At 39.4% G+C, this 14,346-nt stretch carries 15 protein-coding genes; 11 read left to right on the plus strand and 4 right to left on the minus strand.

Annotated elements, in window-relative coordinates; all coding sequences use genetic code 11:
* Positions 1–9 precede the first annotated feature (9 nt).
* Both B1C82_RS03190 and B1C82_RS03195 read left to right on the plus strand, forming a co-directional pair.
* Positions 10–297: a type II toxin-antitoxin system Phd/YefM family antitoxin gene (locus B1C82_RS03190; protein ID WP_234008459.1), complete on the plus strand. Its 288-nt coding sequence runs from the start codon at positions 10–12 to the stop codon at positions 295–297.
* Positions 298–708, plus strand: coding sequence for a type II toxin-antitoxin system VapC family toxin (locus B1C82_RS03195; RefSeq protein WP_086446169.1), 411 nt, complete (start codon positions 298–300; stop codon positions 706–708).
* A 44-nt stretch (positions 709–752) separates the two neighbouring features.
* On the opposite strand, the gene B1C82_RS03200 is transcribed toward B1C82_RS03195, so the two are convergent.
* Both B1C82_RS03200 and B1C82_RS03205 read right to left on the minus strand, forming a co-directional pair.
* Entirely contained in the window at positions 753–1,112 is a 360-nt protein-coding gene (locus B1C82_RS03200; RefSeq protein WP_086446170.1) for an LIC12806 family lipoprotein, read from the minus strand.
* A 4-nt stretch (positions 1,113–1,116) separates the two neighbouring features.
* The gene (locus B1C82_RS03205; RefSeq protein ID WP_086446171.1) at positions 1,117–2,109 is read right to left on the minus strand and encodes a hypothetical protein; all 993 of its coding nucleotides are present in this window, start codon (positions 2,107–2,109) and stop codon (positions 1,117–1,119) included.
* A 106-nt stretch (positions 2,110–2,215) separates the two neighbouring features.
* Between B1C82_RS03205 and B1C82_RS03210 the strand changes: the two genes are divergently transcribed.
* The 5 genes from B1C82_RS03210 (at position 2,216) to carB (ending at position 9,184) form a co-directional block, all read left to right on the plus strand.
* Positions 2,216–2,407 carry a hypothetical protein gene (locus B1C82_RS03210; protein ID WP_086446172.1) on the plus strand — a complete coding sequence of 64 codons (192 nt, stop codon included), beginning with the start codon at positions 2,216–2,218 and terminating at the stop codon, positions 2,405–2,407.
* Positions 2,377–2,979 carry a hypothetical protein gene (locus B1C82_RS03215; protein ID WP_167373744.1) on the plus strand — a complete coding sequence of 201 codons (603 nt, stop codon included), beginning with the start codon at positions 2,377–2,379 and terminating at the stop codon, positions 2,977–2,979. The genes B1C82_RS03210 and B1C82_RS03215 overlap by 31 nt, the downstream gene beginning before the upstream one ends.
* The gene (locus B1C82_RS03220; protein WP_086446174.1) at positions 2,976–3,560 is read left to right on the plus strand and encodes an RsmD family RNA methyltransferase; all 585 of its coding nucleotides are present in this window, start codon (positions 2,976–2,978) and stop codon (positions 3,558–3,560) included. Before B1C82_RS03215 ends, B1C82_RS03220 begins: the two co-directional genes overlap by 4 nt.
* Positions 3,541–5,802: a sulfatase family protein gene (locus tag B1C82_RS03225; RefSeq protein ID WP_086446175.1), complete on the plus strand. Its 2,262-nt coding sequence runs from the start codon at positions 3,541–3,543 to the stop codon at positions 5,800–5,802. Before B1C82_RS03220 ends, B1C82_RS03225 begins: the two co-directional genes overlap by 20 nt.
* Before the next feature lie 70 nt (positions 5,803–5,872).
* Positions 5,873–9,184, plus strand: coding sequence for a carbamoyl-phosphate synthase large subunit (gene carB, locus B1C82_RS03230; RefSeq protein WP_086446176.1), 3,312 nt, complete (start codon positions 5,873–5,875; stop codon positions 9,182–9,184).
* Between the two features lie 8 nt (positions 9,185–9,192).
* Here the strand turns inward: carB and B1C82_RS03235 are convergent, their stop codons facing one another.
* Positions 9,193–9,591 carry a hypothetical protein gene (locus B1C82_RS03235; RefSeq protein ID WP_086446177.1) on the minus strand — a complete coding sequence of 133 codons (399 nt, stop codon included), beginning with the start codon at positions 9,589–9,591 and terminating at the stop codon, positions 9,193–9,195.
* Positions 9,588–10,010 carry a hypothetical protein gene (locus tag B1C82_RS03240; protein ID WP_086446178.1) on the minus strand — a complete coding sequence of 141 codons (423 nt, stop codon included), beginning with the start codon at positions 10,008–10,010 and terminating at the stop codon, positions 9,588–9,590. Before B1C82_RS03240 ends, B1C82_RS03235 begins: the two co-directional genes overlap by 4 nt.
* Before the next feature lie 308 nt (positions 10,011–10,318).
* Between B1C82_RS03240 and B1C82_RS03245 the strand changes: the two genes are divergently transcribed.
* The 4 genes from B1C82_RS03245 to flgE all read left to right on the plus strand — a co-directional run bounded on the left by B1C82_RS03245 (position 10,319) and on the right by flgE (position 14,279).
* A complete protein-coding gene (locus tag B1C82_RS03245; RefSeq protein WP_086446179.1) occupies positions 10,319–10,516 on the plus strand; it encodes a hypothetical protein in 198 nt (65 codons plus the stop codon).
* Between the two features lie 123 nt (positions 10,517–10,639).
* Positions 10,640–12,118, plus strand: coding sequence for a flagellar hook-length control protein FliK (locus tag B1C82_RS03250; RefSeq protein WP_086446180.1), 1,479 nt, complete (start codon positions 10,640–10,642; stop codon positions 12,116–12,118).
* 10 nt (positions 12,119–12,128) lie between these two features.
* Positions 12,129–12,854, plus strand: coding sequence for a flagellar hook capping FlgD N-terminal domain-containing protein (locus tag B1C82_RS03255; protein WP_086446181.1), 726 nt, complete (start codon positions 12,129–12,131; stop codon positions 12,852–12,854).
* A 30-nt stretch (positions 12,855–12,884) separates the two neighbouring features.
* Positions 12,885–14,279: a flagellar hook protein FlgE gene (gene flgE, locus B1C82_RS03260; protein ID WP_086446182.1), complete on the plus strand. Its 1,395-nt coding sequence runs from the start codon at positions 12,885–12,887 to the stop codon at positions 14,277–14,279.
* Positions 14,280–14,346: the final 67 nt, after the last annotated feature.

Here is a 14,346-nt window from a genome sequence, read left to right on the forward strand (position 1 = left end):
GCGGAATCAATGTTCCGGATAAAAAAACTGGACATCAGCGACTGGTCATATTATAATTTTGCCAGTATGCAACTCTCCGCTGCTGAATTCAAAACCAAATGCCTGAGTTTAATGGATAGAGTCCAAGAAACCCAGGAAGAAGTGATCATCACTAAACACGGGAAACCTGTGGCCAAACTAGTAACTATCAAAGATAGTACTGCGGCTCGCTTATTCGGTTACCTAAAAGGACGGATCCAAGAGAATGAGGATATTGTTCCTAGTTTAGGATTACGTTGGGACGCAGATTCAAAATAGATGATCGTTCTAGATACTCATGCTTGGATTTGGCTTATGGAAGGGGATCCTAAAATGGAAAAAGAACCCCTTCTTCGGAAATTATATAGGCTTATTCCAAACAGAGGTATTTTTATTTCGGAAATATCCGGTTGGGAAGTGGGGATGCTCGTTGCCAAAAAAAGGATACAGATCTCTGGGACCTTGAATCGATGGCTGCAGGATGCCTATCAAGCTCCAGGAATTCAACCTTATCGTTTAACTCCTGAGGTAATTGTAGAGAGTATAAATTTACCAGATTCCTTTCATGGTGATCCGGCAGATAGAATCATTGTGGCAACTGCGAGAGTTTTAAATGCAGAACTTGTTACTAAGGATAAAGAAATCATTAAATACGGTAAAAAAGGAAACCTAAAGGTGATCTCTATATAAGAGTATCTAAAATTTCGTTTCAAGAATCGAATGAGTTTTTTAAATCAAAACAAATCTTTAATCGCTTTCCAAAGTTTGGCGTATTCTTTCTTTCTCTCGTCTTTATCTTTTAATTTTAATAATGTTTTTTGAAATCCGTTTGTGCCTGTGATCTTGACCCGATTTTCATTTAGGACTTCTACTTCGTAAAAAACTTCGTCAACTTTATAAGAAAAATTCAGTGTGCTTGTGGATTTCATGGGATATTCTTTATCTTCTAATACTGCCTTCCCATTTCTGAAATCTAGATATACACATTGTGTGTTTTTGAGCATAGGCTCACAGAATTTTCCCGCAGGAGGTGGAACAGGTTTTACTCCACATCCCACAAATATTAAAAGTATAATAGAGAAAAAATATTTCATTTTCTTAATCCTCTACCGGAAGTTTTGTTTTCAGAGTTTGGTTTTTGGAAAGTATCTCTCTTGCGAGATTTAATACTTCTTCTTTTCTATCTCCCGAATTTGGATAATATTCTTCTAATAGTACGATTGCTTTTGGCGAAAGATTTTGGTAATAGAAGATCCGCGCTTCTAAAATTTTTGAACTTCCGGTTAAAAAGTCCTCATTTATATTTTTGACCCTTCTTAAATAATTTAAGGAAGAAACATACTGCCCTGCTCGAAATTCAGACAATGCGATCAAAAAGTCGGATTCCCTCGCAGAAAGAAGTAATGAACCTGAGATATCTTGTTGGGAGAGTATCTTTTTCAAAAATTCCGTATTTCCGGAAAGAGAACTTCCTACCAAACAGGTCCAAGCATAACCAGATTTCAATTCGGGGCTTAATTTTTCAGGCTCAATGGATATCAGAAGTTTATTCAATGCGGATCGACTTAGTTTTTGTCGGATGGATTCTCCAAAGGCAATCAGATAACGATTGTCAGTCGATTCTAAGAATTCAGGATCGATTGCTTGCGCCCTAAGTGCTTGTCTGTAAGAATCTTCTACAAGAGGAAGATAAGAGCTATCTTGTTCTAAGAACTCTTGGAAACCAGTGTATGCAATCTTAGAAAGAGTGACCGAATCGAATCTAAAACCTAATAGTAAGAATTCATAATATCCAGAAAGGGCCGCATAATGGTAAGAGATCCCTTCTTTTGGGTTAGAAGTCACAAAATCTTTTGCGGTAGACTTAAACTCTTTGATCTCTCCCTCTTTGGGCTCACCTTTTACGATCCCTTCTTGGAGTAGTTTTCTTTCTTTTTCGAGAAGTAGACGTCTGTCTCCGGCAAATAGGTTTTTAATATCTTGCCTGAAAAAAAATGCGATCCCCGCCAAACCTAGCAGGATCAAAAAGAACACTAACGGCTTGTAATTCGCTTTTTTTCTGTAACTTCTGTGGTTGGCTTGGTAGAGCATGTATAAAGTCAGATTCTAAAAAAAGCCTGGACCTTTCACTTATTTTTTGGGGTTGGAATTGCTACTCTAGCTTGACTCTCCGACCCCTCCTGGATTCCGTGTAAATATGCCTTATAATTATGATTTTGACGAGGATTACGAAACAGAGGGTGACGAGGATTACCTCGACGAGGACGCAGTAACTTTTGTATGCGAGGATTGTGATCATCGTTGGGAAGATGATGCAGACGGATCTTTTGACGGCCCAGAAAATCATATCTGCTCCATGTGTGGCTCTTCAAACGTAATCGAACTTTAATCTTTTTGCGGTCCGGCTTTTTTCCCAAAGCATCATTTCGGGCCGCTTTCCTAACACTTACTGTAATATATTTATTTTCGAATTCTATTCATTCAGTTGATTTTGATCAAGTATATGAATATTATAAAAAAGGAAACTACGATACATTAGTAAAAGTTTCCAGATCTGGTCTTAGGTCCGGTGAATTGGATTATAAGATCCTTTTGTTATATGTAGCTTCTGAATCCAGTTTGGAAGAAATAGATAAAACTCTTTTAAGTATTTATTCCAGATCTAAGGAACAGCCTTCAATTTTTTATAATTCTGTTTTTTTATTTTTAGAACGTGCATTGGTTTTAGAGTCGTACGAATCAGGCGCTCGTTGGGGAAAAATTTTCCTAACCAAAGGGGAGTCCTCCGTTCGATATTCCGAAGGTGTTTACACATACGCCTGCATATTGTATTCTTCTCAGGAATATGAGGCGGCAAGTTCTGTTTTAGCTAGGCTCAAATCGGTTCCCTCCGATTCTAAATTGGGAAAACGGATCCGGATTTTGGAAATAGGTCTGGAAAAGAGAAAAGAGGAAAAATGAAACCTGGAAAAAAATCAAAGGGTTTAAGGATCCAAACCGGGGAATTGAAAGGGAGATTGATCCCTTCTCCAGTTAGTCCTGAGGGTAAAAGTAATTTTACTCCTGCGATCATTAAGAAATCATTATTTGATATCATTGAATCTTTGCAGCTTCAAGGTCGTTTGAATTTAGAAGATGCTGCGTTTGTGGATCTATTTGCGGGTTCTGGCCAAATGGGGATCGAATCCTTGAGTAGAGGTTTTGCGAGAGCAGTGTTTTTGGAGCTTGCCTGGGACAGATTCGAAAGCTTGAAAGGTGTTTTGGATAAATTAGGAAAACCTCATTTAGTTTTACGTAAAGACGCTTTCAGATTCCATTCTGGATTCGATATTCCTGAAAAAACAAAGGTGTATTTTATGGATCCTCCTTATTCTTTCTGGGATAAGAAGACTGAAAAATTGAAAAACGTAGTAGAAGAGATTGCCCAAAATGAGCCAGGTGTAGCGGCAATTATTGTTCAGTCTCCACTTCCTTTGAACTGGGAAGGATTTACTCCTCGTTCCTTTGGAAGGAATACTTTGAATGTCAGAGTTCTGGCTTAAACTTAAGAACCTAATCAAATCAGAATATTACTCCGGAAATCCTTGGATCCATTCCGGAGTTTTTGTGTTTATTCTTACCCTTCTTTGTCTGCTCACCAATACGTCTTTGCACGTTATGGGCGTGGATATTAGCGAATTTATTTCTCTTTTTTATGGGCTTATTCCTTTATTGCTGAAAGACTTGGGTGGAGTATTTGCTTCTTCCTTTGCTTTTTTTGTTGGGATATCGATCATATTCTTAGGTCCGGATTTTTCTGAATGGAAAAAAGAAAAGAAAATTAGAATATATAAGATTTATCTAATTCTATTTTTAGTTTTGTTTCTTTTGTTTTGTGGATCTGTTTCTGAATACCCACAAGTATATGGAGAATTTTTCTATTATAGACATTCTTGGATGGTCGGATTTCTATATTTTATTACGGATCATTTTTCTCCCTTCTTCTTCAAAATTACTCTTTTTTTATTTTTAGCTATCCAGGTCGCTCGAACGGGATTTTCTTTTTGGAAATCTAAATCTTACGAATCGTTAGTTCGGTATTCTGTTTTTATAATATTATTTTATTCTTTTCATCTTTTGGGATCTGCTTGGGGAATTTTAGTCGCCTCGGCATTTTATTCCTTTGACATTCAGTTTTCTCGTTCTAAGAAAGATTTGGCCTTTGTTACAATTGCACTTTTGGGTTTTGGATTTTCTTTTTTTACCGGAATTCAAGAAAAGAGGGATGTATCTAAAGAAGCGGTAACGAATTCTTCCAATACGAATATACTTATCATTTCTGCCGATAGTATTCGCCAAGACCAGTTGGGATTTGTAAGAGGAGAGAAAGATAAAACTCCGAATATAGATCAGCTTGCTTCTGAATCACTTGTGTTTTTGGATCATCATTCTACGATTCCTAGGACATTTCCTTCTTGGGCGGACTTTCTAACCGGAAAATATTCTTTTGAACATGGTATCCAGGATATGTTCCCAGATAAAGAAGATCGTTCTAAGTTGGGAAATTCTGTTGCTACACTTCCGGGTATTTTAGGAAAAACACATAGAACTTACGTAGTTTCTTCTTTTGCAGGAGATATTTTTCCAAGAGCGAATTGGGGATTTCAAAATGTAGATGCTCCCAATTTTAGCGCCGAAACTTTGACCCAACAAAGAACAATTGAGTCTCAGGTATTTTTTCTGCCTGTTTTGACAGGGACTTTTTTGGGAGGAGGTGAGTATCTTTCTTCTATCAGATCTCTTCCAAGTCTTGGGGATGATTCCCGCATTCTCCCGGATCTATTCTCTGTGTTCGATAAAAAGGATCGTCCTTTTTTTACTCTGTATTTTTCTTCTGTAACTCATTTCCCTTATAGTCCTCCTTATCCTTTTTATAAAAATACTGATCCGAACTATTACGGACCTTCTAAATATTTTCGTTTTGTGGATCCGAGTAATTCGGAGAAACCTGATAAAAAAGAACAGGAACAGATCCGATCTATTTATTCTGCTTCATTAACTGCTTTTGATTTTTCCGTCGGGAAAATTTTGGAAGAGTTAAAAAGAAGAAGGTTATACGACGATACACTCATCATTCTCACCTCGGATCATGGAGAGTCCTTGTTTGAAGAGGATCATAGCCATGGTCACGGAGAACATTTGAGAGGGGAGGGCGTAACAAAAATTCCGCTTATTATCAAATTCCCTAAATCTTTTGCAAGAAGAGAAGTCCGTAATTTTAAGGGGATTACAAGTTCAGTGGATGTATTCCCTACAATCTTGTCCGTTGTTGGAATTCCTAGAACCCCCGAATTTTCTCTCAGAGGTCGAGATCTAACCAAACTTCCCAAAGCGGACACTTGGGCAGAGGACCGATCTGTGTATTCTGAGACCGGGATTTGGTTTTCGGACCGAGGAGATCATTTTTTCCAGAAGGATAGGATCCATTATCCGAATATTCTCGAACTTCATACAATCGATCCGGATGACGGAAATAGTGTAACTGTCTCAGATCCTTATGCAAAAGAGACTGTTCTTTTTTCCAAACACAGAATGCTCCAAACTCGGACTAAAAAACTGATCTATGTGCCAAGCCCCAGCGGGGTTTTGTATACCTGTTATGATAGGATTTCCGACCCATGGAATACAAAACCACTTCCTGCTTCTTATTGTGGTGATTTACAGCGTCAGTTGGAGCTCCTACTGATAGGTTCAGGGAAATGGAAGAAGGCGGGAGACTATTTCTTGCCAAAATCAGAACTTTGATCGAACTGTTTTTTCTTTCTTGTTCGGAAAGACTTGAAGTACAGGCTAGAATAAAAATGCTGGAAATAATATGCCCAAAAGGGAAGATCTCCGCTCCGTTCTGATCCTGGGATCCGGGCCGATCGTTATCGGCCAAGCCTGTGAATTCGACTATTCCGGCACCCAGGCCGCCAAAGCCCTTCGAGAAAAAGGAATTCGAGTTATTCTTCTCAATTCCAATCCTGCTACTATCATGACTGATCCAGATCTTGCGGATGCCACTTATGTGGAACCTCTGACTGTTGCGGTCGTCCAAAAAATTTTGGAAAAAGAAAAGCCGGATGCCATCCTACCTACTGTAGGAGGTCAAACCGCATTAAATCTTGCATTGGCCTGCCATAACGCTGGAATATTAGAAAAATATAATGTAGAGCTTATCGGCGCTAAAATAGACGCGATCAAAAAAGCTGAAGATAGAGAACTTTTCAAAAGAGCAATGGAGAAGATAGGGGTAAAAGTCCCTCGTTCCGGGCTCGCAAACAATCTAAAGGAAGCAGCAGAGATCAAGGCTCAGATAGGACTTCCTCTGATCGTAAGACCTGCATTCACTCTGGGTGGAACCGGAGGAGGGATTGCTTATGACGAAGAAACCTTCGACGAAGTGGTTGGTAGAGGTCTTAAGGCTTCTCCAATTAGCCAAGTATTATTAGAACAATCCGTTCTCGGTTGGAAAGAATTCGAGTTAGAGGTTATGAGAGACCTCGCGGATAACGTAGTCATCATTTGTTCAATTGAGAATATTGATCCAATGGGAGTTCATACTGGTGACTCAATCACAGTGGCTCCTCAGCAAACTCTTTCCGATAAGGAATACCAAAATTTAAGAGATATGTCCATCAGTATCATCCGAGAGATCGGAGTGGAAACAGGTGGATCCAATATCCAATTTGCAGTGAATCCTGAAGATGGCGATGTAATCGTGATCGAGATGAACCCTCGTGTTTCTAGATCTTCCGCACTTGCTTCTAAAGCTACAGGATTCCCGATCGCAAAGATCGCTGCATTACTCTCCATCGGATATTCTTTGGATGAGATCAAAAACGATATTACAAGAGTTACTCCTGCTTCTTTCGAGCCATCTATTGACTATGTGGTGACTAAGATTCCTAGGTTTGCTTTCGAGAAGTTCCCTGGAACTGATGATACACTTGGAGTCCAGATGAAAGCCGTGGGAGAAGCCATGGCGATCGGAAGAACTTTTAAAGAAAGTTTCCAAAAGGCGATGCGCTCTTTGGAGATTGATCGATTCGGTTTTGGTTCAGATGGAAATTTTGCAGAACTAGTTGAGTTCCATACTCTATCTGCTGCTCAGAGAAAAGAAAGAATAGACTCTCTTTTACGCAGACCTAACGACAAACGTATCTTCTATGTTAAAAAAGCATTAGAAGAAGGTTATAGTGTAGAGCAGATCCATAATCTTTGCAAAATAGATCCTTGGTTTTTATACCAATTCGAAGATCTGCAGAATTTAGAAAAAGAATTTGTACAAAAAGGAAATTCTGTCTTAGGGAAACTGAAAAAAGCAGGATTCTCTAATAGGCAATTAGCATTCCTTGCTAAAAAAGCAGAGATAGAAAAGATACTCTCTTCTTCCCAAACTCCTGATAAGAAAAAAGCGGAGATAGGTTCCATTCTTAAAAAAGAAGAAAGGAGCCTGGAAGCAGCATTAGAATCTTCTAAAATAGAACCTATTTATAAGCGGATCGACACCTGTGCCGGCGAGTTTGAGGCTTATACTCCTTATTTTTATTCTTCTTATGATGAAGAAGATGAAACAAACGTAACTTCTAAAAAATCGGTAATCATTTTGGGCGGCGGACCTAATAGGATCGGACAAGGGATCGAATTCGATTATTGTTGCTGCCACGCTTCCTTTGCTCTACAGGATCTGGGAGTGGAATCCATCATGGTGAATTCCAACCCGGAAACTGTTTCTACAGATTACGATACTTCCGACAGATTATACTTCGAACCTCTAACCTTAGAGGATGTAATTCAGATCTATAAGAAGGAAAAACCGGATGGAGTTATTATCCAATTCGGTGGACAAACACCGCTCAAACTTGCAAAAGATCTGGAAAGTAGGGGAGTTCCAATTTTAGGAACGAGTCCGGATTCTATAGATAGAGCGGAAGATAGAAAACGTTTCGCAGAAGTATTAGATAGACTAAAATTGATCTCACCTAAGAACGGAATAGCTACTTCTATGGAAGAAGCTAGAAAGATCGCAAATAATATCACTTATCCTGTGCTTGTTCGCCCAAGTTATGTACTCGGCGGAAGAGCAATGCTTATCATCAACGAAGAAAAAGAGTTGGATAAGTATATGGAGAAGGCTGAAGAAATTTCAGAAGACAGACCGCTTCTTATAGATTCCTTCTTAGAAGATGCAGTAGAAGTGGATGTAGATGCACTTTGCGATGGCAAAGACGTATTCATCGCTGGGATCATGGAGCATATCGAAGAAGCAGGGATCCATTCTGGAGATTCTGCATGTGTTCTTCCTCCTCAATCCTTATCTAAAAAAGTATTGGATGATATTAAAAGTGCAACTAAGGCTCTGGCATTGGAGCTTCAAGTCAAAGGGCTTATTAATATCCAATACGCAGTTAAGGAAGAAGTTGTATATGTGATCGAGGTAAATCCTCGAGCTTCCAGAACTGTTCCTTTCGTATCTAAAGCTCTTGGCCATCCTATCGTAAAATACGCCACTCGTATCATGATGGGAGAGACTTTAAAACAACTTCCTCTTCCAAAAGAAATGGCGTTCCCGACTATAAATGTGAAGGAAGCTGTATTACCTTTTAATAAATTCCCTGGAGTGGATACGATCCTTGGACCTGAGATGAGATCCACAGGAGAGGTGATGGGAATCGCCGACACTGCTGGAGAAGCATTCTTAAAATCCCAATATATGGCGGGAGAAGAACTTCCTTCTCAGGGAACTGTATTCGTTTCTGTAAACGATAAGGACAAAAAGGACCTACTGAAGTATATCAAGGATCTTTCCGATTTAGGATTCATTCTGATTGCTACTGAAGGAACTCATAAGTTCTTATCCGAAAACGGAATACTATCTTCTAAGATCAATAAAGTGTATGATAATCAGTTCCCGACTGCATTAGATTATATCAGAGAGAATAAGATCCATCTTATACTGAATACACCTCTTAGTAGAGTGACTAGAGATGATAGTTTTGCCATCCGCCAAGCAGCGATCCGTTATAAGATCCCTTGTTTGACTACTGCAAGTGCTGCTAAGGCTCTCATCAAAGGTATGGTGGAAATGATCGATAAAGGTTTCACCATTCGTTCTCTACAAGAGATCCATAGCCCTAAATAAGAATTAAATTATTCTAAACTTCCTCCTAGGTTAGAACAGTCTGTTTCGGCAGAGCTGAGATCCCAAGGAGTGGAGCCGGTTGCTAAATAGATTTTTTTGACACTACTCCCTCTTACATAGCAGGTCGTAATTCTAGTTTTGGGACATCTTTCCATCTGGCTTGAGTTAGGAAGATATAAAGCACAAAGTCTTTTTATAGAAGTAATTTCTACTGAAGAAAATTCGGTGCAACTAGATGACTCGGGGTTGTCGCATGCTGTTGTATCGGAAGCAAAATCTATAATGGGGTTAGGCTCTATGCTGCAACATCCGGGAGAATCATTGGGAAAAGGAGCAGATAAATACAAAGCAAATATCAGTAATAGCAAGATTGGAAATAGGATTTTAAAAGAAGTTCTATTTTTCATAAATTAGAATACAATCCCTTTAAGTCTGTTTGGCAATGCTCGGTTGCATCTGTTGCGTTCCATGAACTTCCATAATAATATTTTAATCTAAAAAGAGAAGTTTCCTTAAGCAAAGAGCATTCGGCAGATTTTCCGGATAAATCGCAGCTTATATTTCGTTTGTAAATACCTCCTTGAGAATCACAGATATTAATATGAAGGGTTTCCTGAGTTGCATTCTTAAAATCTATACAATCATTTTGTAATTCACAGGATCCTGAGAATGGTGGAGTTTGGACAAGGAGTAAATATATCAATGCTCTTTCATCTTGACTTGTTACCTTTCCTCCGCAAGGAATAGGGCATTTACAATCATTCATAAAGAATGATATGAATAAAAAGGTCGCGGCCTTGAGAAGAGTTCTTTTTTTCTTAATCATAATTCTCGAAAATGCAATATTAACGTTAGTCGCTCATGATCCGGAGCCAAGCAGTTTTTCTGAAGATCTTTTATTTTCATGAATCTGTAATAGGATCTCTAAGTTTGTTTTATACAAATTGGATATTGCTGCCAGGACTTACTAAAGATTGTTGCCATTACCCGCGGCAGCGATGCGAGTGGAGCCGCCCAATCTTTTCCCATTTTTATCAATTTCAGTCAGACTGATATTATTTGTCAATAATGAGTCTCAAAATCAATTTGACAATTTTTGACTAAAAAATGAAGCTTCGAGTAAAGAGGACAATAATGGAAGAATACTGCCGCCCGATCCGGATTTCTGAGAGGAACTACTTTATAGTGGATCTATGTGCCAATTGCGGACATGTGCATCTGCACTTTGAAAATGGCTCTCTGAAAATGGACCTTCATAAGTTGGAGGACCTACATAAAACTGTCCAAGATGCCCATGCTTGGATCTTGGAAGAGCTTGCAGGTTATAATTGAGAGTCGGAGTTCCTGCAAGAGGCGGTTTCAATACGACATAATCAAATAAAGGAAGAAGATAATCTTATAATTATATCAAGGAATCTGTAGATCTTTCGATCCTTATACTGCAAGGGGCAAGCTATGCAGATCAGAACGGAAGGACCAGGCAGAGAAGAAGGATATTCACCGACGGAACCAAAGGTATCTAACGTTTCTGAAAAAGCTTCCGCCCCATCAGTGAGTTTTATGGACCTAATGAAGTCCATCCAACTTCGCTCTCAAAAGGTTTTGGAAGAAGGGCAGAAGTCTGAGATAAAGGAAGAAAAATCGTCTGAAGTGGAAGAGTCCAAAGAGCCTGAATTATTTGTTAGATCCGAAGAGGATGATGTTGAAAAGACTGATTCGGAAGAAGACGAGAATGAGAAATTAGTTCGTCTTTCCGAGAAGAAAGCCCAGAAGGTCGAGCTAAAAGAAAACAATTCTGACCTTGAAGAAGAGATCGATGCAGAGTTTGAATCAGAAGAATTAGATTCTCCTTTTATTACTCAGATGAGTGTTTTCTTAGCTGGACTCGAGGCTAAAAAAGAGAAAGAGATCGCAAGCGCTGCAAACCAAGAAGAATCTATATCATTCAAAAAGATCCAAAAACATTCCAAAGAAGAATTACCTAAGGCAGAACAAAAAGAAGAGTCGGGAAATGTTTCCGTTTTAAAATCTAATCAGACCGAAGAAAAACGCAATCTTAAAGAAACCAAAAAAACTCCAGAAAGAGAAAGCCTGGACGAAGGTTTGAAAAATTTGGAAGAAGCACGAAAATTTTCCAAACCAGCAAACGAAGAGAAGATCCTAACCGTATTAAAAGATTCTCATAAAGAAAATTTTATACCTGAATCCGAGAACTGGAAGATCACCAGAGAGAAAAAACAAGAAACTCTTTCTATGGTTTCCAAAAACCAAGCGGCAAAAGCGGCTCAGGTCGAAGAAGCTTCCAAGTCAGATACTTCCGGTAAAGGTTCCGGGAACCAGGACTTCTCCCAAAGAAATGGAAATGAAACGACGTTTACACTCTTAAAAGCAGGGCTTGGTATTGTAGAAAAAAACCAAGAAGTTTCAGGGCAAAATTCCAAACCTTCTAAAACGAACCCGGGATCTACTATGGATCGTTCTCAGATGAAGGAAAATTTCCAGAGATTGGTTCAATCAGCAAAATTGAATATAGTCGAGAATGGACGATCGGAAGCAACTCTTAGGTTAAACCCGAGAGAGTTAGGAAGAGTTTCCTTACGTATTACTGTAGAAGATGATAAGGTCCAAGGTAAAATTTTAGTAGAGTCGGATCAGGTGAGAAAATTATTCGCAGGTGATCTGGAACAACTTCGCAAAGATTTTAAAGAGCAAGGATTGGATCTCCAATCTTTGATCGTTGAGTCAGAGGATTCATTACGAATGAGTTGGGACGGACAAAATTCTTCTCAATCATTTGACCAGGAAGGTTGGGGATTTGAAACTTCTGGTTTTTCGAATTCTTCCAATTTGGAAGAAGTTTCAGAAATGGACTCTATAGAAAATTCAGAATTCGCCGAAAAGAATACTGATAAACGCTTAAACATCTTGGTTTAAGGAGAGGATCATGCCTGAAGCAAACGCAGTTTCTAACGAAGCTACACGTAGTCGTTATCTCGAAGGAGACAGAAGCTACGATTTAAGGAAGCATTTTGATAAATTGGAGAAAGAAGAAAAGAGTGGTCTCCAAGGAATTGAAATTCGTTCCACCGCGAAAGCATTAGGAAAAGATGATTTTCTAAAACTATTGATCACTCAACTTTCTTCTCAGGATCCAACCAATCCTGTTAAGGACCAGGACTTTATCGCTCAGATGGCACAGTTCTCTTCTTTAGAGCAAATGAATAATATTTCGCAAGGGATTGGAAAGATGACCAATCGTCAAAGTTTCTCTCTTGTAGGTAAGATTGTTTCCGGTCCTGATTTTGTTACCGGAGAAAACGTAGTGGGCACTGCAGGTGCATTGTTCTTTGACGGAGAAGGCAAGTCTTTCGTAAGAGTGAACGGTAGAACTGTAGAAATCGATGCGATCACTTTGATCACTGATCCTGCAATTATCAATCAGGCAGAAGGACAGCAAGGAGCTTCTGCTCCGAAGACTGGGACTCCTGGTGTTGTAGGAACTCCTTCAAATGGATCTTCGGGTTCGGTTGGAACTCCTACATCACAATCAATGCAAGCTCAACAATTTCCAGAAGCATCACAAAGCCAGAATGAATCTAGTTTTGAAGAAACAAGTTCCGGAGCTCCAGGCTGGAGTTTTCCTGGAAAACCGAACGATAGCAATTATTAATTAAATAGAAAATTTCGAGGTATAAGCGCCATGATGAGATCCCTTTATTCAGGAGTTTCCGGTTTAAAAAACCACCAAGTTCGGATGGATGTAATCGGTAACAATATTTCTAATGTGAACACCCACGGTTTTAAAACCGAACGTGTTACTTTCCAGGATATGATCTCCCAAGAGTTGAGAGGAGCTTCTGAACCTAAGGAAAACATTGGAGGGGTGAACCCTCAACAAGTTGGTCTTGGAGCTTTAATTGCTGCGATCGATAAGATCATGACCCAAGGAGCTTTGCAAACCACGGGTAAAAATACTGACGTGGCAATCTCGGGAGAAGGTTTTTTCATCGTTAAAGATGGAGACAAACAATTCTATACCAGAGCTGGTGCATTTAACTTAGATAAGAATGGTTATTATGTAAACCCTGCAAACGGTTTAAAGGTGCAAGGTTGGAATTCCCGCTTAGATGAAAAAGGGAATAAGTATATCAATTCATCCGCTTCTATCGAAGACATCGTAATCCCTGTATATTCTAAAGAACCAGCAAGAGCTACTTCCAAGGTTGACTTCAGATCTAACTTGAATTCTTCCGTGCAAGCTGTTCCGCCTGACGCAACTCCGGAAGAGATCACTGCTATGATCAATGATCCGGATCCAAAGGCGAGACGAGGACATGTAACTACTATTAAAGTTTTCGATGACCAGGGTGCTGAGAGAGAATTCAAAATGGAATTCTATAAAGTGCGCGAGAATACTTGGAAAGCGAGAACCTCCTTGACTGACTCTACTCAGCTTTCAGTAGATGTTGCAGCAACTGGTGGACAAAATACTCAAATGCCTGGACTCACTGAACTTGAGTTCGGATTTACTCCTGATGGAAAGATCGTTTATGTTTCTGACGGAACGGACGTGATGAACACAGGAAAATTAAATGCAAAAGTTTCGTTCAAACTTCCTGGCAATCCGCAAGTTCAAAGTTTTGATCTTGCTTTAGGTGAGGCTGGAATGGTGGACGGGATTACTCAATTCTCTTCCGACTTTACCACCAAAGCTGTGAAACAAGACGGATATACTATGGGATATCTAGAGTCCTTCTCTATTGATAATTCAGGAACTGTTACGGGAGTTTATTCCAACGGGATCAAACAACCTTTAGCAAGAATTGCAACTGCAGTTTTTAATAACCCAGCTGGTTTGGATAAGGCAGGGGATACAATGTTCGCATTCTCTAATAACTCAGGGGAACCTTTGATTGGAGAAGCTGGCATCGCAGGTAGAGGGAAGATCAACGCAGGTCTATTAGAAATGTCGAATGTGGATCTTTCCGATCAGTTTACTGATATGATCGTTACTCAAAGAGGTTTCCAAGCGAACTCCAGGACGATCACTACTACAGACCAAATGTTACAGGAAGTCCTGGGTCTGAAACGTTAATCGTTAACTTAGATCTCCTATTCATTTTGTTTGCGCCCGTTGGATACTTTCCTTCGGGCGTTTTTCT

Origin of the sequence: Leptospira venezuelensis (genome assembly GCF_002150035.1) — a bacterium.
Taxonomy (GTDB): Bacteria; Spirochaetota; Leptospiria; order Leptospirales; family Leptospiraceae; genus Leptospira_B; species Leptospira_B venezuelensis.

Excerpts from the sequence above, each read along its gene's own strand:
- B1C82_RS03240 (WP_086446178.1), bottom strand. The coding sequence starts at position 10,010 with ATGATTAAGAAAAAAAGAACTCTTCTCAAGGCCGCGACCTTTTTATTC.
- B1C82_RS03210 (WP_086446172.1), top strand. The coding sequence starts at position 2,216 with ATGCCTTATAATTATGATTTTGACGAGGATTACGAAACAGAGGGTGAC.
- B1C82_RS03205 (WP_086446171.1), bottom strand. The coding sequence starts at position 2,109 with ATGCTCTACCAAGCCAACCACAGAAGTTACAGAAAAAAAGCGAATTAC.
- B1C82_RS03235 (WP_086446177.1), bottom strand. The coding sequence starts at position 9,591 with ATGAAAAATAGAACTTCTTTTAAAATCCTATTTCCAATCTTGCTATTA.
- carB (WP_086446176.1), top strand. The coding sequence starts at position 5,873 with ATGCCCAAAAGGGAAGATCTCCGCTCCGTTCTGATCCTGGGATCCGGG.
- B1C82_RS03250 (WP_086446180.1), top strand. The coding sequence starts at position 10,640 with ATGCAGATCAGAACGGAAGGACCAGGCAGAGAAGAAGGATATTCACCG.
- flgE (WP_086446182.1), top strand. The coding sequence starts at position 12,885 with ATGATGAGATCCCTTTATTCAGGAGTTTCCGGTTTAAAAAACCACCAA.
- B1C82_RS03200 (WP_086446170.1), bottom strand. The coding sequence starts at position 1,112 with ATGAAATATTTTTTCTCTATTATACTTTTAATATTTGTGGGATGTGGA.
- B1C82_RS03195 (WP_086446169.1), top strand. The coding sequence starts at position 298 with ATGATCGTTCTAGATACTCATGCTTGGATTTGGCTTATGGAAGGGGAT.
- B1C82_RS03220 (WP_086446174.1), top strand. The coding sequence starts at position 2,976 with ATGAAACCTGGAAAAAAATCAAAGGGTTTAAGGATCCAAACCGGGGAA.
- B1C82_RS03255 (WP_086446181.1), top strand. The coding sequence starts at position 12,129 with ATGCCTGAAGCAAACGCAGTTTCTAACGAAGCTACACGTAGTCGTTAT.
- B1C82_RS03190 (WP_234008459.1), top strand. The coding sequence starts at position 10 with ATGTTCCGGATAAAAAAACTGGACATCAGCGACTGGTCATATTATAAT.
- B1C82_RS03225 (WP_086446175.1), top strand. The coding sequence starts at position 3,541 with ATGTCAGAGTTCTGGCTTAAACTTAAGAACCTAATCAAATCAGAATAT.
- B1C82_RS03245 (WP_086446179.1), top strand. The coding sequence starts at position 10,319 with ATGGAAGAATACTGCCGCCCGATCCGGATTTCTGAGAGGAACTACTTT.